Consider the following 23283-nt stretch of genomic DNA (forward strand, 5'->3'; position numbering starts at 1 on the left):
CCCCTGCCTATTCGAGATAGATCAGCACGTTGCCGCTGATTTGCTGGAGCGAGATCTCGCAGAGTTTCGTGTTGTACTGCGCCGTAAGGATACGCTCCTCGGCATCCAGCAGGCTCTTCTGCGCCTCGCGCATCTCGATGCCCGGCAGGTCGCCCAGCCGGTAGCGTTCCATGGCAATCTCGTAGTTTTCGCGGGCCGCCACAAGGTTGTCCTCCTCCAGATGGATCACCTCGAGATTGTTGCGGTAGGCCTGCCAGAAGTTCGAGAGGTTGGCCCGCAGCGAGAGTTCGAGCTGCTGACGCGTCAGCTCGGCATTCTCGACGCTGATGCGGGCGTTGCGCTGTTCGCGGCGGCGGTTGCCGTCGAAGAGGGTGAAGCCCACCGAAACCCCGGCATTCAGCCCGAGTGTGCCGCGCGAACGGTTCGTGCCCGTGCCGTAGAGGTTGTAGGAGTATCCGTAGCCGGTCGAGAGGTTGACATAGGGGTAGTTCCGCGCCTGGAGGATCTTCAGGTCGAACTCCGCGATGGCGGTGTCGTGGCCGGCCATCAGCAGCGAAGCGTTGGCCGAGAGCGTGCGGTCGAGCAGTTCGTCCCAGTCGAGCGAGGCGTTGACCCGGATTACCGAGTCCTGCACGGCGATCCGGCGGTCGAGGTTCTCGTGGGCCAGCAACTCGTTGATGCGGATGCGCGAGGCGGTGACCACCTCCTGCTGCGACATGTACTGCGAACTGTCGGCGTTGAAGTCCACGCGGGCCTGCAGCAGGTCGAGCCGCGAGAAGTTGCCCACGCGGAAACGCTCCTCGGAGATGCGCAGCCGTTCGCGCGAGAGCTGCACCGCATTGCGGAAATTCCTGAGCCGCAACGTCTGCTGCAGGTAGTTGTAGTATTCGGCCGTGAGGTTGGCCATGAAGTCCTCGATGGTGATGCGGGTCTGCAGGGCTCCCATCTGCTGCAGCTCCCGAAGGCGGTCGTAGGTGGTCCGGATGCGGAAGCCGTCGAACAGCGTCCAGTTCACGGCCACACCCACGCTGGCCGTCTGGTCGTAGACGCTCGTTTCGGTGCTTTGCGAGCCGTCGCGCAGCGTCGTGCCGCGACGGTTGTCCCACGTGCCGGTGTAGCCCGCCTGGAGGTCCACCGTGGGCAGCATGCCGGCATTGGCGGCCGTGGCGTTGTTGTCGCTGATGCGTTCTTCGTTGCGGACGATGCGCACGTCGTAGTTGCGTTCGAGTCCGATCTCCAGGCAGCGGCGCAGCGTCAGCGGTTCGTTCTCGGGGAAGTCCCGCATCGGTTCGGGACTTGGGTTTGTCGGGGTCTGGGCCAGTGCTGCGGCCCCGAATCCCGTCAGGAGTATGGTCAGAAGGAGGTGTTTCATGCCTGTTGTTTTTTCGATTTGCGGGACCTGTCGGTCGAGACGTAGCTGTAGATGGCCGGGACGATGTAGAGCGTCAGCAGCGTCGAGACCACCATGCCGCCCACGACGGCCACACCCATGGCCACGCGTCCGGCGGCACCCTCGCCCGAAGCCACGGCCAGCGGCAACATGCCCAGCACGGTCGAGGCGCTGGTCATCAGAATCGGGCGCAGACGCTGCTGGGCCGCCTCGGCGATGGCGTGCCGCTTGTCGATGCCGGCCTCCTGCTTCTGGTTGGCGAACTCGACGATCAGGATGCCGTTCTTGGCCACCAGACCGATCAGCATGATGATGCCGATCTGGCTGAAGATGTTCATCGTCTGGTCGGTGCTCCACATGAAGACCAGCGCGCCGGCGATGGCCAGCGGCACGGTGAGCATGATGACCAGCGGGTCCTTGAAACTCTCGAACTGCGCCGCCAGAATCAGATAGATCAGCGCGATGGCCAGGATGAAGGCGAACATCAGACTCGACGAACTCTCGCGGAACTCCTTCGAATCGCCGGCCAGCGCCGTGCGGAAGTCGTCGCCGAGCGTCTCTTCGGCGATGCGGTCCATCTCGTCGAGTCCCTGCCCGATGGTGCGGCCCTTGGCCAGACCGGCCGAGACGGTGGCCGAGAGGAAGCGGTTGTAGTGGTAGAGCTTCGGCGGGGCGACGTTCTCGACCAGCGAGATGAGGTTGTCCATCTGGATCATCTCGCCCTTGTCGCTGCGCACGTAGATCGACCGCAGGTCGGCGGGTTTGTTGCGCTGCTGGCGGTTGATCTCGGCCAGAATCTCATACTGCTTGCCGTTCATGTAGAAGTAGCCGAGGCGCTGGCCGCTCAGTCCGTACTGGAGCGTCTGGGCGATGTTGCGCGTCGAGACCCCCAGCAGGTTGGCCTTGTCGCGGTTGACCTCGATGCGCACCTCGGGTTTGCTGAACTTCAGGTCGACGTCGGCCATCTGGAAGACGGGGCTCTCGTAGACCCGGCGCATGAACTCGGGCAGCACCTCCTCGAGGCGTTCGAGGCTCGTGGCCTGCAGCACGTACTGCACGGGCATGTTGCTGCGGCGTCCGCCGAAGGTGCTCTGCTGCTGGACGAACGAACGCGCCTTGGTCTTCGAGCGCACGGCGGCCGAGAGCTCCTCGGCAATCTCCATCTGCGAGCGTTTGCGGTCGGCGATATCGGTGAGCGAGACGCGGATGTTACCCGATCCGCTCGAGACGCGGGCCATGACCGAGGCGGCCTCCGGAACCAGCGAATCGATCAGCTGGTTGATCTCCTCCGTATAGTCACGCAGGTACTCGTAGGTGGCGCCTTCGGAGCCGCGCGTGTTGATCGTGATCTGCGAACGGTCCTCCAGCGGGGCCATTTCGGCGGGGATGGCACTCCACAGCCAGCCGATCAGCCCGAGTGTCAGCGCGACGACGGGCAGCGCCAGCCAGCGGCGTCGCAGCAGCGAGGCCAGAGTCGAGGCGTAGAAGCGGTTTAACCACTCGAAGAAGGGCTCCGTGGCGTTGTAGAACCAGTTCTTGCGCTCCTGGCGCACCAACAGCTTGGTGGCCAGCATCGGGGTGATGGTCAGCGCCGCGAAGGTCGAGATCAAGACGGCGCCGGAGATCACCAGACTGAATTCGCGGAACAGACGTCCGGTGGTCCCCTCCATGAAGACGATCGGGAAGAAGACGGCGATCAGCGTGATGGAGGTCGAGAGGACGGCGAAGAAGATCTCCTTGGCCCCTTCGATGCCGGCGTCGCGGGGCGACATGCCGCGTTCGATGCGGATGTAGATGTTTTCGGTCATCACGATGGCGTCGTCGACGACCAGACCGACCGACAGCACGACGGCCAGCATCGAGAGGACGTTGATCGAGAAGCCGGCCACGTACATGATGAAAAACGTACCGATCAGCGAGACGGGGATCACGATGCAGGGGATGAGCGTCACGCGCCAGTTCCGCAGGAAGAGGAAGATGATAATGATCACCAGCACGAAGGCCTCGTAGACGGTCTGCTTCACCTCGTCGATCGAGGCGCGGATGAAGCGCGTGTTGTCGAAACCGTAGGAGGTGACCACGTCGTCGGGCAGATCCTTCTTCATCGTCTCCATGCGTTCGTAGACGGCGTCGGCGATCTCGATGTGGTTGGCGCCCGGCTGCGGGACGACCACCACGCCCACCATCGGGATGCCGTTCATCTTCATGTAGCTGCGCGTATCCTGCGGGCCGAGTTCGGCGCGTCCGACGTCGCTCAGGCGGATGATGCGGTCGCCGTCCTCGCGGATCACCAGGTCGTTGAACTCCTGCGAGGTGTGCATCAGCCCCAGCGTGCGGATGGTCAGTTCGGTGGTGTTGCCCTCGATGCTGCCCGAGGGGAGCTCGACATTCTCGCGGTCGAGGGCATCCTTGATGTCCGAGGGGGTTACGCCGTAGCCGGCCATCTTCGCCGGGTCGAGCCACAGCCGCATCGAGTAGCGCTTTTCGCCCCAGATCTGCACGCCGCTCACGTCGCTGATCGTCTGCAGCTGCTCCTTGACCGTCAGGTCGGCGATTTCGCTCAGTTCGAGCAGCGAGCGCTTGTCGCTCTGGATCGTCACCATCAGAATCGGCGTGGCGTCGGCATCGGCCTTCGTGACCGTCGGCGGGTCGCAGTCGCGCGGCAGGTAGCGCTGCGCCCGCGAGACCTTGTCGCGCACGTCGTTGGCGGCGGTTTCGAGATCGACCGAGAGTTCGAATTCGACGGTGATGCGGCTCTGACCCTGCTGGCTGGTGCTCGACAGCGAGCGGATGCCCGGGATGCCGTTGATGTTCTGCTCGAGGGGTTCGGTGATCTGGTTCTCGATCACGTCGGCGTTGGCTCCCGGGTAGGAGCACTGCACCGAGATGATCGGGTTGTCGACGCTCGGGTATTCGCGCACGCCGAGGGCCTTGTATCCGATGAAGCCGAACAGGAGAATGATGATCGTCATCACGGATGCCAGCACGGGACGCCGGATGCTGAGTTCGGAGATGTTCATGCGGCGCGGGTTTTAGTCGATGCGATCGAGTTGGACGGGGAGGCCTTCGCGCAGCTGGAGCGTTCCGGAGGTGAGGAGCGTGTCGCCGACCTGAAGGCCGTTGATGATCTGAATCTGGGATTCGGTGCGCAGTCCGGTGGTTACCTCGACGGCGTGGGCCTTCCCGCCGCGGTAGAGGAAGACCTTGTCGATGCCCATTTCGGGGACGATGGCTTCGGTCGGTACGGCGATGGCGTCCGAAATCTCGTGCATGCGGATCTCCACCGTGGCGAAGCGTCCGGGAAGCAGCCGTCCCCGGGCATTCGGGTAGCGGGCCCGCACGGCCAGCGTGCGGGTTGTGACGTCGACCTGCGTTTCGGTGGCGTAGACCGTGGCCTCGAAGCGCTCCTGGCGGCCCTCGACGGTGAACGAGAGGCGCGTGCCGGGATGGATCTGGCTGGCGTAACGCTCCGGGACGTAGAAGTCGATCTTCAGCGGGGAGATCTTCGTCAGCTTGGCCACAACGACCGACGGCGAGGCGTAGGCCCCCTCGCTGACGTTACGCAGACCGATGATGCCGTCGAACGGGGCGCACAACTCCGTGAGGGCGATATTGGACTTTACGATGTCGATATCGGCGTTGAGCGTGGCCAGTTCGGTACGGGCCTGCTCGTAGGCCTCCTGGCTCACGGCGTCGCGTTCGAGCAGGGCGCTCTGGCGATAGACGCGGTCTTCGGCCAGTTTGAGCTGGGCCTCGTAGCGTGAGAGCTGGGCCTGCAGAGGGCGGTCGTTGACCTTGGCCAGCAGCTGGCCCTTACGGACGGCGGCGCCCTCCTGGAAGTTGATGGCCACGATCTTGCCCGAGGTCTCGAACGAGAGGTCGACCTCCTCGTCGGGCAACAGGTTGCCCACGGTGGTGATCCCGTCGGTGAGGGACTGTGGGCGGATGATCAGACCGTTGACATTGAGCGTATTCCGTGAGCGGGGTGCGATCGGCTCACCGGCGCTCTCTTCGGCCGGGGAGCGTTTGCCGTAGTAGTTGTAGATGCCGAGAGCCGCACAGAATACCGCCAGGATAATGGCCGTAATGATCCATTTCTTCTTTTTATTCATGGTCGAGAGTGAGCTTTGGGTTGGGTGATTGTTGACAAAGATACGTTTTTTGAACCGGAAAACCGAATAAAGTTTTCTGTTTTTTGCTGTTCCGGAGCAACTTTTACGGGGTCGGAGGAGGGAATTCCGATCTTTTTTTTATCTTTGTGGGGACGATCCGCACCGAAGCGGTGTTGCGGTCGCCGATTCCGATTCCTTACCCGAAAAACTGCTGCTGATGAAACTGCGAACCCTTCTTGTCGGTACACTGATGCTCGCCTGGGGGCTGTTGCCTGCCCGGGCCGGAGCCCGTATCGAAGCCTGGCGCGATGCCGAAACCAATGCCGTCAACCGCGTGCCGATGCATGCCTCGTTCTTTGCCTACGAAAGCCGCGAGGCGGCCCTGGCGGGCGACCGCAAGGTCTCGGAACGCTACCTGTCGCTCAACGGCGTGTGGCGCTTCGCGTGGGTCGAGGACGCCGACCAGCGCCCGACGGACTTCTACCGCACGGACTACGACGACGGGCATTGGTCGACGATGCCCGTACCGGGGCTCTGGGAGGTGAACGGCTACGGTGATCCGCTCTACGTGAATATCGGCTACGCCTGGCGCGAACAGTTCAGGAACAATCCGCCGGAGGTTCCCGTCGAGAACAACCACGTGGGTTCATACCGCCGCGAAATCGTGATCCCCGAATCGTGGCGCGGCGAACAGATCATCGCCCACTTCGGTTCGGTGACGTCGAACCTCTCGCTGTGGGTCAACGGTTCGTTCGTCGGTTACAGCGAGGACAGCAAACTCGAGGCCGAGTTCGACATCACGCGCTACGTGAAGCCCGGCCGTAATCTGATAGCCTTTCAGGTCTTCCGCTGGTGCGACGGAAGCTATCTCGAGGATCAGGACTTCTGGCGGCTGAGCGGCGTGGGGCGCGACTGCTATCTCTACGCCCGCGACTGGAAGCACATCGAGGATGTCCGGCTCGGAGCCTCGCTCACGGATGATTTCACGCGCGGACGGCTCGACGTCGAGCTGCTCTTCCCGCGCGAGGCCCGGGGGTGTACGGCCGAGGTGCGGCTCGAGGTGCCGGGAGCGCCGGATGGGGCTCTGATCGGACGGGTCAAGGTCTCCGGCGAGAAGGAGCATTTGACACTCGACGCGGGGCAGGTGGAGGCCTGGACGGCCGAGACTCCGCGGCTCTACGACGTGACGGTCACCCTGACCGATCCGACGGGCCGGCTGCTGGAGGCAATTCCCCTGCGGACGGGTTTCCGCAACGTCGAGATCCGCGACGGACGGCTGCTCGTCAACGGACAGCCAATCCTCATCAAGGGGGTCAACCGCCACGAGATGGATCCCGACAACGGCTACTATGTGACCGAGGAGCGGATGCTGCAGGATATCCGGCTGATGAAGCAGGCCAACGTCAATGCCGTGCGGACGTGCCACTATCCCGACGACAGCCGCTGGTATGAACTCTGCGACGAGTACGGGCTCTACGTGGTGGCCGAGGCCAACATCGAGTCGCACGGCATGGGCTACGGCAACCGGACGCTGGCCCGCAATCCGCTCTACGCCGGGGCGCACCTGGAGCGCAATCAGCGCAACGTCATGCGCAACATCAACCACCCTTCGGTGATCATCTGGTCGCTGGGCAACGAGGCGGGTGACGGGGAGAATTTCACGGCCTGCTACAAATGGATCAAGTCGTTCGATCCGTCGCGCCCGGTTCAGTACGAACGGGCCGAAGGGGGAGACAACACCGATATCATGTGCCCGATGTACTGGGAATACGAACGGTGCGAGAAATACGCTTCGGAGAATCCGCGCAAGCCCCTCATCCAGTGCGAATACGCACACGCCATGGGGAACTCCGAGGGTGGTTTTGCCGACTATTGGGATCTGATCCGCCGCATCCCCTCCTACCAGGGCGGTTTCATCTGGGACTTTGTCGACCAGTCGCTGCGCGTGAAGCGCAACGGCCGTTGGATCTATGCCTACGGCGGTGACTTCAACCCCTACGACGCCAGCGACAACAACTTCTGCGACAACGGACTGATCTCGCCCGACCGGCGTCCGAATCCCCATTATGCGGAGGTTGCCTTCCAGCACCAGTCGATCTGGACACGGGCGGTGGATCTGCGGGCGGGACGGATTGCCGTCTATAACGAGTACTTCTTCCGCGACCTGTCGAACTATCGGCTGACGTGGACGCTGCTCGAGGAGGGGCGCCCCGTGCAGTCGGGGACGATCGAATCGCTCGACGTGGCTCCGCAGCAGACGCGCGAATACACGCTGCCGCTCGAACTCGACGGACTGGAGGGCGAACTGCTGCTCAATGTGGCGTATGACCTCAAACGGTCGGAACCGGCTCTCGAGGCCGGAACGTGCCTGGCCCGTGCCCAGCTGCCGGTCGTTGAGCACCGCTTCGAGCCGCTGACGATTGCCAACCGTCCGACGGATCGCCATTCGCAACCCTCGCTGACGCTCTCGGACGCCGACCGCAACTATGTGCGGATCTCGTCGGAGTGCTTCACGCTCGACATCCGCCGCAGCGACGGTATGATCACCCGCTACGAGGTCGGCGGAACGCCGATTCTGGCGCCGGGATGCGTGCTGCGTCCGAACTTCTGGCGCGCTCCGACCGACAACGATTTCGGGGCCGGCCTGCAGCAGAAGTATGCCGCCATCCGCCATCCGGAACTGCGGCTCAAGCGGCTCGACAGCCAGCTCCGCGACGGGATTGTTTACGTGCAGACCGAGTATGACTTCCCGGCCTATGCTGCCCGGCTGACGGTCAACTACGCGATCAACAACGTCGGAGAGATTGTCGTCGAAGAGCAGGTGAAGGTGACGGGCAAGGCCGACGACAAGTCGCTGCCGCGCCTCTTCCGTTTCGGCATGCTGATGACCCTTCCGGCGGATTTCGACCGCATCGACTACTACGGCCGCGGCCCGGGCGAGAACTACGCCGACCGCAAGACAGCCTCGTTCCTCGGTCTCTACCGCCAGACGGTCGACGAGCAGCCCTATCCCTACATCCGGCCGCAGGAGACCGGCACGAAGAGCGACGTGCGCTGGTGGCAGCAGAGTCTGCCCGGCGGTTGGGGGCTGCGCATTACGTCGGATGCTGCCTTCTCGGCCTCGGCGCTTCGCTATTCGCCCGAGTCGCTGAGCGGCGGATGGGTGAAGGAGCAACTCCACTTCCCGGAGATCGACGCCGACGGACGCGTCTGGCTCTGCATCGACGGCCGGCAGATGGGCCTTGGCTGTGTGGATTCGTGGGGCGCCCTGCCGCGCGAAGAGTACCGCATTCCCTACGCCGATCTCACGTTCCGCTTCAAGCTATCGCCCGAGCGGCTGCTGCGTTGATCCGTACGGGCCGCAGCAATGCGGCCCGTAATTTGCTGCCATCCGATCGACACAAAAACAACCGCCTTATGAAAGAGAAGGAAAAATGTTCGCCCTGCGAGGCGAATTTCGAACGCAACATCCATCATCTGGTCAAGGAGGGTGAGGCTCCGACCCCGAAGGAGCGCCACGAAAAGCAGGAGGAGGTAAAGTCCGCCTTTGCTCAGGAAGAACGTCTCCACAAGCACGAAGAGTAACCGCTTCGGCCTGAACGTCTGACAGAAGAACCCCGGATGCACGGATGCATCCGGGGCTCTTTGTAGGGTGTGATTCGTGTACGATCCCTGCGTACCCCCCCCCTCCATCCTTGTGCGATTCGAGGCGGGATCACGCTTTTCGGTTACTGCCGATCGGCGTTGTGGTAGGCTTCGACGCCCGAGCGGAGGAACTGGACGAAGGCCGCCACATCGAGGTCATAACCGCGCGGTTCGACCAGCGGCTGTCCGTCGGCACCCTGCAGCACGTAGTAGGGCTGGGCGTTGACGCCGTAGGTCTTCAGCGCATAGTAGGAGTTGATCTTTCCGAGGCTCTTGAGCACCTTGCCGGCATCGGTGGTGACCCATTCGCTCTCGGGCAGCTCCTTCTTGTCGTCGGCGTAGAGGGCGCAGATGACATAGTCGTTGCGCAGGATGTCAAGCACCTGCGGGTCGGACCAGACGCGTGCCTCCATCTCGCGGCAGTTGACGCAGCCGTGCCCCGTAAAGTCGATGAAGATGGGTTTGCGGACCTTGGCGGCATAGGCTTCGGCCTCCTTCAGATCGAAGAAGCCTTCCAGCCCGTGGGGCAGGTGGAGGAAGTCGCTGTACTTGGGTTTGCCGATGCCGCTCTGCGAGGCGGCGGGAGCTGCGGCGGTGTTGGCGCCGAGGACGAAGTCCTGCGAGGTCAGCGGCGGCAGATAGCCCGAGAGACCCTTCAGCGGAGCGCCCCACATGCCGGGGATCAGGTAGACGACGAACGAGAAGACGATGATGACCAGCGCCAGACGTCCGACTCCGAGATAGGGCACGTCGCTGTCGTGAGCGAACTTGATCTTGCCCAGCAGATAGAGTCCCATCAGGGTGAAGACGACGATCCAGATGGCCAGATAGATCTCCCGGTCAAGGATTCCCCAGTGATAGGTCTGGTCGGCCACGGAGAGGAATTTCAGACCGAGGGCCACCTCGATGAATCCGAGGACAACCTTCACGGAGTTCAGCCAGCCGCCGCTTTTGGGCATCTTCTTCAGCACCGAGGGGAAGAGGGCGAAGAGGGTGAACGGAAGGGCGAAGGCCACCGAGAAGGCCAGCATGGTGAGGATCGGGGTCCAGAATTCACCTGAGGTCGACTTGATGAGCACCGAACCGACGATGGGGCCCGTGCAGGAGAACGAGACCAGCACGAGCGTCAGGGCGAGGAAGAAGATGCCGCTCAGCCCCTTGGTATCGGCCTTCGAGTCGGTCTTGTTGACCATCCACGAGGGCATGGTGATCTCGAATGCTCCGAAGAACGAGGCGGCGAAGATCATGAAGACGAGGAAGAAGATGATGTTCGGCAGCCAGTGCGTGGCAAGCCAGTTGAAGATGTCGGCCGTCACGGCATCGCCGCCGACGATGCGTGTGATGATGATAATGACAGCGATGGGGACGGTATAGAGCAGCACGATGAATAGCCCGTACAACGCGGCGCGCAGACGGCCCATGGCGGCTCCGCCCTCGCCCTTGAGGAAGTACGAAACGGTCATCGGCACCATCGGGAAGACGCACGGCGTCAAGAGGGCGGCAAATCCCCACAAGATGGCCTCGATGATCAGGGCCCAGATCGAGCCCTTTCCGGCGGCATCCTTCGTGGCGGGCGTTTCGGCGGCGGGAGCAACCTCGGCCTGATCCCCGGCGGCGGGAGCCACCTTGGCACCCTCCGGAACGGCGATCTGCAGTTCGAGGTCCTCGGGCGGCATGCAGCTCGTATCGTCACAGATCATCCACTCGAGTTGGGCGGTGACCAGGGCCTGGGGGGCCGTCAGCGTCACCTTCTGGGCAAAGCGGACGGTTCCTTCGTAGGTTCCGATCTCCATGCCGTAGACGTCGTCGTGGTAGCGGTGCGGCGGGTCGAGCGGCTCGACCTCACCGTCGAGGGCAGCACCCTCGCCGGGCGTGAAGGTGATGACCGTGGGATTGGGACCGCCACCTTCGTAGGGCCCCAGATCGTACATGTGGTAGCCCGAAGGGACGGTGGCCTCGAGCACGATGCGATAGGCATTGCCTTCGAGGGGCTCGACCTTGCTTTGCCAGGTGACACCCTGGGCGGATGCCATTGCGGCAATCAGTACCGCGAACAGCGGCAGGAGGTTGCGGATCAGCTTTTGCATGGAAGTATGGCTTGATAGTTTCGCAAATATACACTTTTTTATGAATAATTTGCTACTTTCGCGATATGATTCGTATTTCGCTGGCCATACCTACCCACAACCGGGCCGAAGAACTCATTCGGGCGCTGGAGTCCGTCGTGCGGCAGGATCTCCCTGCCGGGGAGTGGGAGTGCGTGGTGGTGAGCAACAACTCCACGGACGATACCGAGGCGCGTTTTGCGGACTTTGCCGCCCGTCACCCTGCCTGCAACCTGCGCCTTGTCCGCGAAACGGGGCCGGGCGTATCGTATGCCCGCAACCGGGGGCTTCGCGAGGCGCGGGCGCCGTGGGTCGCCTTCATCGACGACGACGAGCGTATCAATCCGGGCTTTCTGCGGGCCTATGTCGCGCTCTTCGAGTCGCACCCCGAGGCGGTTGTGGCCGGCGGGCGGATTCTGGCCGAATACCCTTCGGGGCGCCCCGAATGGATGTCGCACTACGTCGAGATGCCCATCGCCAATCCGATGGATTTCGGCGACGAGGTGCGGGCGTTTCCCGTCGGGCGGGTTCCCGGGGGTGGCAACATGGCTTTCCGGCGGGAGGCACTGGCTCGTTACGGGGGATTCGACCCTTCGCTCGGACGCGTCAACGGCGAGTTGATCGGCGGTGAGGAGAACGATCTCTTCGAACGGTTGCTGCAGGGGGGAGAGACGATCTGGTATGTTCCGGGGGCCGTGATGTGGCACATCATTCCGCCCCACAAACTGACGCTCGACTATTTCCGCCGTCTGAGCTACAACGTCGGAGTCAGCCAGCGGCTGCGGGCGCAGATTCACCACCGTGTGGCGAAGGCGTTGTTGCGGGAGCTCTTCAAGTGGGGAGCGACGCTGCTGTTGTGCTGTACGATGGCGCCCCGCAAGTCGCTCTGGCTGCTGCGTCTGCGCTGCGGGATCTCGCGCGGGCTCTTTGCTCGGATCGGTTAGGCCGTCTCTTTTCGCGAAAAATAGCGGCACAATGTCGTGAAACACATGAATAGCGCCAGTGATGGGCGTTCTTCCTCGTTCTCGGATGAGTTGTGTATAATATTCGAAAAGCGATCAAAGTCCTTACCGTCCAGAAGATAGGTCGATCCCAATATCTGGTAGGTCTCAAAGTCATCTCTCTGTTCTTCGCTGCTTGGCCGTATTGTGTTTATTTCGAACAGATTGACATTCAACTGTGTGATGCAGCAGAATTCCGGCTTTCCACCTCTGCCAAGATCGCGATAAAAACCGATGGGTTTGGTATATTCGATAAGGTCTTTTGTAAGATTCGTCTCTTCTTTCAACTCTCTTTCGGCGGCCGTGATCAGTGTTTGTCTGAAGTCTGTATTTGGATGGAAGTCTTTGAAATCGACAGATCCGGAGGCAGAGGGCATCAGCCGATCCGTTGATGTAAGGGCTTTGTCGTTTTGATGCAGAATGATGACATAACCGTCCGCCGTGATGGCCAGGGTGGATATTCCGATGTGATCGCTCATGACGGATTTTTCGAACGGCCGTATGGCGTATGTACTTATGTTGGCAGGAGGAGTTATGCCCCATCCGCTTTGATGGGAGAGTTTCTTGGTATAAATCATGTTGGTGAGATAGGAGTTGTAGTAGCAACCTTTGCAAACCCTGACAAACCATTGATTGTTGCTTTCCTTGAACTCAGAGGCCATGCATAATTTTTTCTCGTTGTAGAAACTGCCTCTCCTGTTTTTCATTTCATGCCACTTCTCATTGAGAAAGGGTTGTAGAATATCCCGATAATTCTTGATGTAGCTCCATACCCGTTTTTCTTTGTCCGAGCATGGGATCGTTCGAATGGGTGTGTTGCTCTGTAGTAGGCAATCTATGGTTTCGCTATATTTTATTGCGGTGTTTGGAAATGCCGGACCTTCCGAATAGATGGCGTTTAATTCTTCAGCCATCTGCGGACGATTTTGTTTGAGCCGATTATGGGCATTGTAATATGTTGTCCGTTTTGTGTAGAAGTGGAAGTCCCTGATGAAGCTGAGTATTTGCCAAATCAGAGTAGAGAAAATGAGAAAGAGTAATAGGGCAATACTGTCGACGTGAATCAGGTTCCTGTAATCAAAAACTGAATACAGTAGAATGAAAAAATCGATGAGTATGGTGAAAATATTGATGTATCCGATTCGTTGGCCGTAGAGGATGAAATCGAATCGGTTCCTGAACTGGATTTTGAGAGAACTCCATATTTTCTCCATTGCGCGAAAGATTGAAAATGACAATAAACCCCGTCATATCGAGATTTATTGTCATTTTGGTAGCGGGTTATGAATGATGCGTACGGGTCAGAAGAGGTATTTTTCGTGCTTGACCTTGTTGACCAGCTGGTAGATCTCCTCCCAGGCCTCTTCGCCGAAGGTCGTGCCCACGACTTCGATTACCTTGCCGGCCGTGATGGCACCGATCGTGCCGCACTGTCGGAGCGAAAGCCCGTCGCAGAGTCCCGCGAGGAATCCGGCGGCATAGAAGTCGCCGGCACCCGTCGTGTCGACCCGCTTGGCCGCGGCCATGATGCCCACGTGGACCACCTCGTCGCCCTGTTTGATCATCGCCCCTTTGGTGCCGATCTTCACGACGGCCAGTTCGCACATCTCCGAGATCTGCTGCAGGGCATTGAGCGGTTCGGCCTCGCAGGTGAAGGTCTTGGCCTCCTCCTCGTTGGCGAAGACGATATCGACGTGTTCGTGGACCAGCGTACGGAGGAACTCGAGGTTCTCGGCCACGATGTTGAAGCTGGCCAGGTCGATGGCCACCTTCAGCCCGCACTCCTTGGCCGTGCGGGCGGCCTTGAGGATCAGGTCGTGGTTCTGGACCAGGTAGCCCTCGACATAGAGGCAGTCGTAGCCGTCGAAGATCGTCGGTTCGATCTCTTCGGCCGAGAGCTCCAGTGCCGCACCCAAATGGGTGATCATCGTCCGCTCACCGTCGGCCGAGATCAGCGACACGCATTTGCCCGAACGCTCCTGTCCACGGAAGATGATCGGTTCGATGCCCAGATTCTCCAGCGCCTGCACGAAGAAGTCGCCCGTGGTGTCGGGGCCCACCTTGCCGATGAACCCCACGCTGCAACCCAGTTGGGCCATGGCGCGGATGGTGTTTCCGGCCGAGCCTCCGAGCGAAAGCGAGTAGGGAAGTCCGGCGACCGATTTCGAGATTTCGGTCTGCAGACGGGTGTCCACCAGACTCATCGAGCCTTTGGCCAGTTTGAACCGTCCCAGTACGGAGTCGGTTTTCAGGTTGACCAGCATGTCCGTGAGGGCATTGCCGATTCCGATGACGCGCTTGATGCGTCGGTGTTCGGGTCTCTCGTTGAAGTTCATGGGTTTGAGTTGCGGGGCCGCACGCCGGCCCGGATTAGATCGAAAGAATTTTTACCAGATCCAGATCGCTGCGATCGATCCCCTTGTTGTGCTTGATGGCCTTGGCGAAGGGAACGTAGACGATCTTGCCGTTCATCGTACCGATCATCACGTTGCGCTGACCGTCGAGGATGGCCTCGATGGCGGCTTCGCCCATACGCGAGGCGAGGATGCGGTCGACGGCCGTCGGCGAACCTCCGCGTTGGATGTGGCCCAGGATCGTGACGCGGGCGTCGTACTGCGGGAACTCCTTCTTGACACGTTCGGCCAGGGCCGTGGCGCCACCCGTCTTGGGGTTTTCGGCGACGATGACGATGGCCGAGTTTTTGCTTTTGCGGAATCCGTGGTTGATGAGTTCGGCCAGCTGGTCGACCTCGGTCTCCATTTCGGGGATGATGGCTGCTTCTGAACCGGTGGCGATGGCGCTGTTCAGGGCCAGATAGCCGGCCGTGTGGCCCATGACCTCGACGAAGAAGAGACGTTCGTGGCTCGAAGCCGTATCGCGCAGTTTGTCGACGGCCTGCATGATGGTGTTCAGGGCCGTGTCATAGCCGATGGTCGAGTCGGTGCCGCCCAGATCGTTGTCGATCGTGCCGGGGAGACCGACGATCGGGACGTTGTACTCTTCGGCGAAGATGGTGGCACCGGTCAGCGAGCCGTCGCCGCCGATCACCACCAGCGTGTCGATTCCTGCGGCCACCATGTTGTCGTAGGCCATCTTGCGGCCTTCGGCGGTCATGAACTCCTTGCAGCGGGCCGTCTTGAGGATCGTTCCGCCCATCTGGATGATGTTGCTGACACTCTGCGATTTGAACTCAACGATTTCGTTGAAGACCAAACCCTTGTATCCACGCATGATACCCTTCACGGTAAAGCCGTTGTAGATGGCACTGCGCGTCACGGCCCGAATTGCGGCATTCATGCCGGGGGCATCGCCTCCGGAGGTCAGAATGCCGATACATTTGTTACCTCCCATACTCTCACTTGTTGTAAAACAAAACCGGTCAAAGGTAGTTATTTTTTCAGTATTTTTCAAAGATGCAGCCAAAATTGAAGGGAGAAAAGCGACCCGTCGGGGCGGCTCTTCTCCCTTGTGTGGCGGATTGTGTGGCAGATTATCTCGTCTCGGATGCCGGGAGTTTCTTTCGTGTCGAGTCGGCCGCCGGGCCCTCCTCCGTTTCGCCGGTCTGTTGGCCGGCACGGATCAGAACCTCCTGGCCGTCGGCGTTGACCTTCAGTTCGCCCTCGTTCTTGTTGACCGTAATGTCGATCGACTGCGAGGGCACGGCGATGTGCAGCAGCTGGCGTCCCTCCTCGATGACGCTCTCCTCGTCGTAATCCTCGAGCAGTTGTTCGAGCGTCGTGGTGTCGCCGTTGATGATCAGCGGGCTGCGGAAGATCTGTTCGACGGCGGCTTTTTTCTGGCGGATCTTGTCGCTGGCGTTTTCGCGGATGGCGATCACCGAGCAGGCGATGATCGAGACGATCCACGCCAGGAAGATGATCAGCACGCTCTTTGCGCTGGGTTTGCGCGAGGCGATCAGGCACATCAGCACGTAGATCATCAGGGTGACCGGAATCAGGACGATGAAGATTCCCAGAATCGGAACCCAGAGCGAGAAGTCGGCCAGTTTGCCCAGCTGCAGCAGCTCCGGGCCTCCGATCAGCAGGGCGAAGAGTCCGATGACCAGGGCGCAGGCTCCCATGATGAGTCCGAAGACGAGGATTCCGGCGAAGATCTTCAGCAGGATCAGCACGATCTTGCCGAACATCGAGACGGCTTCGGCGACGATCGGTTTGGCTTTGGCATCGGGATCGTTGTTGGCCGAAGCGGCGGTGACCTCGCTGATGGACTGGGCGGTGATCCGTTCGCCGTTCATTTCGAGTTTCTGGCGGGCGGTGCGGGCGGCCGGGACGGCAAACCACATGATGAAGTAGCAGATCAGGAAGATGCCGAAGAGGTTGCCGAACAGCGGACCGAACCAGTAGAGGAACGGAATGCCGCCCAGACAGCTCAGCAGCATCGGCAGGAAGAGGGTCAGTCGTACCCAGACCGGATCGATGTCGAAATATTTGCCGATGCCGGCGCAGACACCTCCGAGTTTGGCATTGGCCGTATCGCGGTAGAGGCGGCGCGGGATGCGCGGGGTCTCGTACTGCAGGTCGCGGTCCGAACTCTCGTCGGAGATGTCCTCGGCCGAGCCCATCTGGGCGATGATGTCCAGGATGAGCGGTTTCTCGACCACACGGGTGTTGTCCTGCGCCGAGAGGATCAGTTCGGCGATGCGGGCCTCGATGTCGGCGACGATCTCCGCGCCGTCGGGCGTATCCTGATAGCTCTTCTTGAGGCTTTCGAGGTAGGTGTCCAGGGCCTCATAGGCATCGACGTCCATGGTGAAGGCCACGCCCGAGATGCTGCATTTCTTGACTTCTTTCATGACTTTGGCTTGTGTACGGATGGGTTGTTAGCGGATATTTTTACGGATGCCGGCCCCTTATTTTCTGCGGATGCTGCCGCCGCTCGATTTCGAGGCTTCGACCTGGCAGTCGCCCGTGTAGCGGATTCCGGCGCCGCTCGAGGCCGAGGCTTTGAGGTTCTCGGTGCAGTTCACCGAGGTCTTCGAACCGCTCGAGGCCGTGACGTCGGCCCGCTGTGCGGTCAGTTCCGAGGCGTTGACCTTGCCGGCCGAGGAGCTTTCGCTCTCGAAGTAGGCCGACTGCCCCGTCAGCGTGATGCCTGCGGTGCTGGTGACACTGGCCGTGCACGACTGTGCGTCGATGCGGGCTTCGATCCTTGCGGCGCTCGAGGCTTCGAACTGGCATTTCGGGGCTGCGGCCTCCAACCCGATGTGAGCGGCGCTCGTGGCGTCGGCCGTGCAGGATTCGGCTTTGACGCGGACGTCGATCTTCGCGGCGCTCGAGGCCTTGACCAGCAGGTCCGAGGTTTCGAGCGTGAGCTCAGGAGCCGAGATCCGGGCGGCACTCGAGGCCGTCAGTTTGCGGAGCGTCCGCCCGGCGACGGGTACGGTTACCGTGACCTCCCCCTTGCCGATCGATTTGATCTGCGGGTCGATCGTGATTGTCAGATCGTTCTCTTCGGCCTTGACGATCACCTGATCCTGCAATTCTTCGTTGGCGGTGATGCGGATCTTGTCGCCCTGCGCCGTGAGGATGACCTTCACGGTGCGCGAAGCGTTGACGGCGTCGAAATCGGGCACCGGGATCTCCTTCGTGACGATCTGTTCGGTCTCTTTATTCCCGAGGGGAGCTGCGTGACAGACGGTGCAGACGACCACCAGCAGGACGATCGGAGTGATTATCCAAAGAAATTTCTTCATGATTGTCCGTTTTTATCGAGTGGGTTATTCGTTGTTGTCGATACCGTGGCGGATCCGTCGGATCTGTTCGACGAGTTCGTTCCACGCCTGGTCGAGCGTGCGGAGATACTCCTCGCCCTTGGGTGTGAGCGAATAGTATTTGCGGGGAGGGCCCTGCGGCGACTCTTCCCAGCGATAGGTGAGCAGTCCGGCATTTTTCTGCCGGGTGAGGATCGGGTAGAGCGTACCCTCGACGACGATCATCTCGGCCTGTTTGAGTTCGGCGATGATCTTCGGAGCATACGAATCCCCGCGGGAGAGGATGGCGAGGATGCAGTACTCCAGGATTCCCTTGCGCATTTGCGCCTTGACGTTGTCTTCAGCCATGGTTCAGAGCGTTTGACGGTTGGGCTCCAGGGGCACGATCAGCCAGAGGATGATGTAGACCCAGAGCGAGAGTCCCGCGAAGAGGATCAGTAGCAACAGGGCCAGGCGGACGTTGAAGACCTTCAGGCCGAAGTAGTCGGCCAGGCCTCCGCAAATGCCGGCGATGATGCGTTCGTTGCGGGATCGGTACAGGTGGCGTTTTTGATTTGCGGTCATCATGTTTTCGGTTTTTCGGGTAATTAGCGGAGCGGCTCTTCGGGAATGACGATCCAGAGGATGATGTAGGCCCAGATCGAGAGTCCGCCGAAGAGAACCAGCAGCAGTGTCAACAGCCGGATCATCGTCGCATCGGCATCGAAAAAGTCGGCCAGGCCGCCGCAGATGCCGGCAATCGAACGGTTGCTGCGCGAGCGGTAGAGGTGTCTCACGGCAGCTTTGCCGGTGTCGCCGGTCGGGGTGCGTGGCTCGCCGAAGTCGGCCGGTGAACCCATCTGGGCCATCGTGGCGCGAACCTCCTCGAGCGAGATGACGCGCATGGGCGATGAGACCCGTTCGCGGAAGATTTCCGCCACACGGCTCTCGATGTCGGCCATCGTTTCGGTGTCCTCTTCGGGCAGCCGGCTGCGGATGTCGGCGAAGTAACGGTCCAAAACTCGGTAGGCATCCTCGTCGAGGGTGAAGGCCATGGAGCCGATGTTTACGTGGATGGTCTCTTTCATGATCGATACGGCTTTTGCCGGATGATTTTGCAGGTTTTACTATTTTGGTATTGCAAATATAAAACATATTTTAGTATTGTGCAATACAAAGTACCTGTTTTTTTGAATTTTTCTGCTTAAGGGGTTGTTCGGGTCCTGTTTTGATGGAAAAATAGCGATATTTGGACTTCCGATGTTGCGTTTTGCCCGTCGAGTTCGTCTAACAGGTATCATGAAGGAATCCGAATTCATCCGTTTGGTCATGCCGCTCCGCGACCGTATGTTCCGCTATGCGCAGAGTCTGGTGCTCTCGTCGGCCGAGGCGGAGGATGTGGTCCACGATCTGCTGGAGCGGATGTGGCGCGACCGCGAGCGGATGGAGCTGCCGCAGCACGTCGAGGCTTTCGTGATGACGGCCGTTCGCAACCGCTGCTGTGATCTGTTGCGCCGGCGTCAGGCCGACGTACGGCGGTTGGCGCAGGTGAAGGCCTCTTCGGAGTGGGTGACGGAGTCCGTCGCGCAGCGTTGGGAGGCTCGCGAGGTGGTGCGGCGGACCATGGCCTCGTTGCCCGAGCGGCAGCGCGAGGTGATCCACCTGAAGGAGATCGAGGGTTTCCGGACGTGTGAGATTGCCGAGGTGATCGGCTGCGGCGAGGCGCAGGTGCGGGTGATTCTCTCGCGGGGGCGGGCGGCCCTTCGTGGAATTCTGCAAAAACTGATGAACGATGAACGAACGACAAAAACGCATTGAGCAACTGGCCGGTCGCTGGACCGAGGCCCGGACCTCGGAGGCTGAGGAGCGCGAACTGCGCGAATGGCTCCGTGAGGAGGGGAGTACCGCATCGCAGCGCGATCTTTCGCTGCTGTTCGAGGGCTTCGAGGCATTGGCCGCGGAGCGAATGCCCGAGTCGGCGGCGTCGCGCCTTCCGGCACCGGGAGGGTCACGCCGGCGTCGGATGGCGGTCCGCTGGACGATCGCGGCAGCCGCTGTGGTGGCGCTGGGTGTCATCCTCGGAGCGGGCGTGCTGCGCAAACCCTACTGCTACATCGACGGCCGGCCGGTCTACGACCGGGAGGAGGCCCTGCAGACGACGGCCTATTTCGACGCCTTCGCGGCACTCGATGCCCCGGACCGGCTGCTCGACGTGTGGATGGACGATCAGAAGTAAAACCCGTAATCAAACCTGGATATGAATATGCGATACAAACTCCTTCCGGCTGCGGTTCTCGTATGGACCGTGGCTTCGATCGGCCCGGTTGCGGGCCGGACATTCGACGATTCGACCCGGCGGCCGGTTGCCCGACAGATGATGGCGTCGGACAGGACGAAACGTCCGGCGACCGATTCCGCAGTTGCCGCCTGGCGATCGGATGACTGCCAAACGGTCGTACGGATGACGGCGACGGCTGATTCGCTGTCGGTCGACCGTCGCGACAGCCTTGCACGCTTCGATCCGGTCGAAACGCAGCTTGCCGTGTTGCGGTCTTCGTCCGACGATGGGGAGGTGGTGCTCGAGGTGGCCGGCTTCGGCATCACGCTTTCGGGCTCCTCGGACGAGTGGCTGCGTCCTGCCGATCCCGATAAACCGCGCTCACGGGTCTCGCCGACGCTGCTCTCCGGCTCGGAGTACGGCTTCATCATCCCGACGGGCCTCGGCTACGGCGCCTACCCTGCGGGCAAGGCGGGCTTCTTCGATCTGCGCAGCGGCAAATCGTTCCACCTCTCCTCGACCCTCATCGGATTGAACGTCGAGATGGGGCGTCGGCGGCTCTTCCGCTTCTCGACCGGTCTGCGCTATACGATCGACAACTACCGCCTGTCGGACACTTCGGTCACGCTCGGAAACGAGGCCGGAACGGTCGTCCCCGTTGCGCTCGACGAGCCGGCCGACAAATCGAAACTCCGTGTCACGTCGCTGGGGGTTCCGCTGACCTTTTCGTGCCGCGCCGCGCGGAATCTGTCGGTGGCCCTGACCGGTTACTTCGACTTTACGATGGGAGCCAATGCCATCTACAAGCGCCCCAAGGTGAAAAATTCGCTGGCGGGGGTGAATACCTTCCGTTTCGGCGTAGGGGCGGCCATTGCCTATCACACCGTCGGTGTTTACGTGCGCTACAGCGTGACTCCGCTCTTTGAGTCGCATGTCGGTCCGGAGCTCTGTCCGCTGTCGATCGGTTTTTGCATAGACATGTAAGGAGCGGGTGTCATGAAACGGATTCTGTTGTTGCTGTTGATCGTTCTGCCCCTTCTGTGCGGGGCACAGAACGTATCGTGGCGCTTCTTCGATCGTTACGCGAAGAGCCCGGGATTTTCCAGCGTACAGCTGGAGCGCAAAATGATGCGCATGATGAGCCGTCAGGCCGCCGAACGGGGTGACGAGAAGCTGGCTCAGCTGCTCAAAGGCATCGAATCCATCCGCATCGTGGCGCTGGACGGGGGCGACGGTGGTCAGTTTGTTGCGGATGCCGAGGCCCTGGTCAACCATGCAAGCTACCGTTTTCAGCCGGTCATGTCGGAGAGCCGTGACGGGCAGGTGACCCGTTTTTACCTGCGGAATGCCGTGCCGCCCGGCTATTCGGAACTGGTGATGCTGACCTCGGGGCCGCGCGAGACGGTGGCGGTGAATATCTACGGATGCTTCGATCTGAAGCAGGTTTCGCGTCTGTCGACCATCCGCCCGAAACGCCCGTCCGACTCTCCGGAGGGCCGATAGCCGCGAGCGGGGCGGTCAGCGGTGCCGCCACCTCCTTTTTAAAGGATAGTTGGGAGAAAAATTGTCTATACGAGTTGCGTTTACGCAGATCGCCCGCCGCTTGTGGTACATAAAAAATCCCCGGAACGTAGAGTCCGGGGATTTTTCGTGAGACGCAGATCGCGCTGCTTAGTCCTTGAATTTGGCCGAGAGGAACTCGCGGTTCAGGCGGGCGATATGCGTAATGGAGATCTGTTTCGGGCACTCGGCCTGGCAGGCACCGGTGTTGGTGCAGTTGCCGAATCCCAGCTCGTCCATCTTGGCGACCATCGCCTTGGCACGGCGGGCAGCCTCGACACGACCCTGCGGCAACTTGGCCAGCGACGAGACGCGGGCTGCGACGAACAGCATGGCCGAACCGTTCTTGCAGGTGGCGGCGCAGGCTCCGCAACCGATGCAGGCGGCGGCATCCATTGCCTCGTCGGCATCCTCCTTCGGGATCAGGATGGCGTTGGCATCGGGCACCGAGTTCGTGCGCACGGAGATGAAACCTCCGGCCTGCAGAATCTGGTCATAGGCCGAGCGATTGACCACCAGGTCCTTGATCACGGGGAAGGCGGCCGAACGCCACGGCTCGACGGTGATCGTGGCTCCGTCCTTGAACTTGCGCATGTAGATCTGGCAGGTCGTGGCGCCCTGGCTGGGGCCGTGAGCCTGGCCGTCGATGTGCAGCGAGCACATGCCGCAGATACCCTCGCGGCAGTCGTGGTCGAAAGCCACGGGCTCCTTGCCCTGGTGTACGAGGTCGTTGTTCAGGATGTCGAGCATCTCGAGGAACGAGGTGTCTTCCGAGATGTTGGACACCTTGTAGGTTTCGAACGCTCCTTTGGATTTAGCGTCCTTTTGACGCCATATCTTTAAAGTAAAATTCATTGTTTTTCGATCTTAAAGTTCAACGTCAAAATGAGCTTAGTCCTTGTAGTTGCGCTGTGCGGGGTGTACGAACTCGAAGTTCAGCGGCTCCTTGGTCATCTCCGGAACCTGGTCCATGCCCTTGTACTCCCAGACGGCGGCAAAAGTGAAGTTTTCGTCATCACGCTTGGCTTCGCCCTCTTCGGTCTGGTGCTCGACGCGGAAGTGACCGCCGCAGGACTCCTCACGCTGCAGGGCGTCGCGGGCCATCAGTTCGCCCAGCTCGAGGAAGTCGGCCAGACGCAGCGCCTTCTCCAACTCGACGTTGAAGTCGTTCTCGCGACCTACGACGCGGACATCCTTCCAGAACTCCTTGCGCAGGGCCTGAATCTCGGTGATGGCCTTCTCGAGCGACTCCTTCGTACGGGCCATGCCGACGTTCTCCCACATGATGTGGCCGAGACGCTTGTGGATGTCGTCCACCGACTGTTTCCCGTTGATCGAGAGCAGTTTGGCGATCTTTTCACGCACGCCCTTCTCGGCCTCTTCAAAGGCCTTGGTGTTGGTGTTGACCTTCGGGGCCTGGATCTTGTGCGAGAGGTAGTCGCCGATGGTGTAGGGCAGCACGAAGTAACCGTCGGCCAGACC

20 protein-coding genes and 1 pseudogene are annotated in these 23283 nt (G+C 60.8%); 7 read left to right on the top strand and 14 right to left on the bottom strand.

The annotated features are described in order from the left end of the window. Positions 1-7: 7 nt before the first annotated feature. Genes PUQ42_RS04850 through PUQ42_RS04860 form a run of 3 tightly spaced genes read right to left on the bottom strand, consistent with a single transcriptional unit; the run spans position 8 to position 5502 of the window. On the bottom strand, positions 8-1372 hold the full coding sequence (locus PUQ42_RS04850; protein WP_197714838.1) for a TolC family protein: 1365 nt from the start codon (positions 1370-1372) through the stop codon (positions 8-10). Continuing rightward, positions 1369-4410 (bottom strand): efflux RND transporter permease subunit, encoded by a 3042-nt coding sequence (locus PUQ42_RS04855; RefSeq protein WP_273371496.1) that lies wholly within the window; start codon positions 4408-4410, stop codon positions 1369-1371. Before PUQ42_RS04855 ends, PUQ42_RS04850 begins: the two co-directional genes overlap by 4 nt. Positions 4411-4422: 12 nt before the next feature. Further along, positions 4423-5502: an efflux RND transporter periplasmic adaptor subunit gene (locus PUQ42_RS04860; RefSeq protein ID WP_122121477.1), complete on the bottom strand. Its 1080-nt coding sequence runs from the start codon at positions 5500-5502 to the stop codon at positions 4423-4425. A 250-nt stretch (positions 5503-5752) separates the two neighbouring features. Here PUQ42_RS04860 and PUQ42_RS04865 point away from each other — a divergent pair, with 250 nt between their 5' ends. Further along, the gene (locus PUQ42_RS04865) at positions 5753-8851 is read left to right on the top strand and encodes a glycoside hydrolase family 2 TIM barrel-domain containing protein (RefSeq protein ID WP_337956025.1); all 3099 of its coding nucleotides are present in this window, start codon (positions 5753-5755) and stop codon (positions 8849-8851) included. A 68-nt stretch (positions 8852-8919) separates the two neighbouring features. Continuing rightward, positions 8920-9087, top strand: a complete 168-nt coding sequence (locus PUQ42_RS04870; protein WP_162992788.1) for a hypothetical protein — start codon at positions 8920-8922, stop codon at positions 9085-9087. Between the two features lie 143 nt (positions 9088-9230). Here PUQ42_RS04870 and PUQ42_RS04875 read toward each other — a convergent pair whose 3' ends face one another. Further along, complete coding sequence (locus PUQ42_RS04875; RefSeq protein WP_273371501.1) at positions 9231-11234, bottom strand: protein-disulfide reductase DsbD family protein; 2004 nt, start codon at positions 11232-11234, stop codon at positions 9231-9233. A 65-nt stretch (positions 11235-11299) separates the two neighbouring features. Between PUQ42_RS04875 and PUQ42_RS04880 the strand changes: the two genes are divergently transcribed. Beyond that, positions 11300-12196, top strand: coding sequence for a glycosyltransferase family 2 protein (locus PUQ42_RS04880; protein ID WP_273371503.1), 897 nt, complete (start codon positions 11300-11302; stop codon positions 12194-12196). Here the strand turns inward: PUQ42_RS04880 and PUQ42_RS04885 are convergent. The 8 genes from PUQ42_RS04885 to PUQ42_RS04920 form a co-directional block, all read right to left on the bottom strand. Further along, the gene (locus tag PUQ42_RS04885; RefSeq protein ID WP_143260633.1) at positions 12193-13167 is read right to left on the bottom strand and encodes a hypothetical protein; all 975 of its coding nucleotides are present in this window, start codon (positions 13165-13167) and stop codon (positions 12193-12195) included. The genes PUQ42_RS04880 and PUQ42_RS04885 overlap by 4 nt on opposite strands. Positions 13168-13554: 387 nt before the next feature. Then, entirely contained in the window at positions 13555-14556 is a 1002-nt protein-coding gene (locus PUQ42_RS04890) for an adenosine kinase (RefSeq protein ID WP_087309509.1), read from the bottom strand. Positions 14557-14623: 67 nt separating this feature from the next. Continuing rightward, positions 14624-15604, bottom strand: a complete 981-nt coding sequence (gene pfkA / locus PUQ42_RS04895) for a 6-phosphofructokinase (protein ID WP_122119659.1) — start codon at positions 15602-15604, stop codon at positions 14624-14626. Positions 15605-15743: 139 nt separating this feature from the next. Further along, positions 15744-17066, bottom strand: a complete 1323-nt coding sequence (locus PUQ42_RS04900; RefSeq protein ID WP_273371509.1) for a PspC domain-containing protein — start codon at positions 17064-17066, stop codon at positions 15744-15746. A 57-nt stretch (positions 17067-17123) separates the two neighbouring features. After that, the gene (locus PUQ42_RS04905; protein WP_273371511.1) at positions 17124-17966 is read right to left on the bottom strand and encodes a GIN domain-containing protein; all 843 of its coding nucleotides are present in this window, start codon (positions 17964-17966) and stop codon (positions 17124-17126) included. A 24-nt stretch (positions 17967-17990) separates the two neighbouring features. Continuing rightward, a complete protein-coding gene (locus PUQ42_RS04910; protein ID WP_087309378.1) occupies positions 17991-18332 on the bottom strand; it encodes a PadR family transcriptional regulator in 342 nt (113 codons plus the stop codon). Between the two features lie 3 nt (positions 18333-18335). After that, positions 18336-18548, bottom strand: a complete 213-nt coding sequence (locus tag PUQ42_RS04915) for a PspC domain-containing protein (protein WP_087309510.1) — start codon at positions 18546-18548, stop codon at positions 18336-18338. 23 nt (positions 18549-18571) lie between these two features. Continuing rightward, positions 18572-19051: a PspC domain-containing protein gene (locus PUQ42_RS04920; protein ID WP_273371515.1), complete on the bottom strand. Its 480-nt coding sequence runs from the start codon at positions 19049-19051 to the stop codon at positions 18572-18574. A gap of 211 nt (positions 19052-19262) precedes the next feature. Between PUQ42_RS04920 and PUQ42_RS04925 the strand changes: the two genes are divergently transcribed. Genes PUQ42_RS04925 through PUQ42_RS04940 form a run of 4 tightly spaced genes read left to right on the top strand, consistent with a single transcriptional unit; the run spans position 19263 to position 21744 of the window. Next, the gene (locus tag PUQ42_RS04925) at positions 19263-19781 is read left to right on the top strand and encodes an RNA polymerase sigma factor (protein WP_273371517.1); all 519 of its coding nucleotides are present in this window, start codon (positions 19263-19265) and stop codon (positions 19779-19781) included. Next, positions 19756-20199, top strand: coding sequence for a hypothetical protein (locus PUQ42_RS04930; RefSeq protein WP_122119655.1), 444 nt, complete (start codon positions 19756-19758; stop codon positions 20197-20199). Before PUQ42_RS04925 ends, PUQ42_RS04930 begins: the two co-directional genes overlap by 26 nt. Positions 20200-20226: 27 nt before the next feature. Next, entirely contained in the window at positions 20227-21225 is a 999-nt protein-coding gene (locus PUQ42_RS04935; RefSeq protein WP_273371521.1) for a hypothetical protein, read from the top strand. A gap of 12 nt (positions 21226-21237) precedes the next feature. Further along, positions 21238-21744: a DUF4252 domain-containing protein gene (locus PUQ42_RS04940; protein WP_273371523.1), complete on the top strand. Its 507-nt coding sequence runs from the start codon at positions 21238-21240 to the stop codon at positions 21742-21744. Between the two features lie 168 nt (positions 21745-21912). On the opposite strand, the gene PUQ42_RS04945 is transcribed toward PUQ42_RS04940, so the two are convergent. Next, entirely contained in the window at positions 21913-22656 is a 744-nt protein-coding gene (locus PUQ42_RS04945; RefSeq protein ID WP_087309384.1) for a succinate dehydrogenase/fumarate reductase iron-sulfur subunit, read from the bottom strand. Between the two features lie 36 nt (positions 22657-22692). Next, positions 22693-23283: pseudogene (locus PUQ42_RS04950) on the bottom strand (fumarate reductase/succinate dehydrogenase flavoprotein subunit); the annotation flags it as partial.

The organism is Alistipes megaguti, from assembly GCF_944320325.1.
GTDB classification, from domain to species: domain Bacteria; phylum Bacteroidota; class Bacteroidia; order Bacteroidales; family Rikenellaceae; genus Alistipes; species Alistipes megaguti.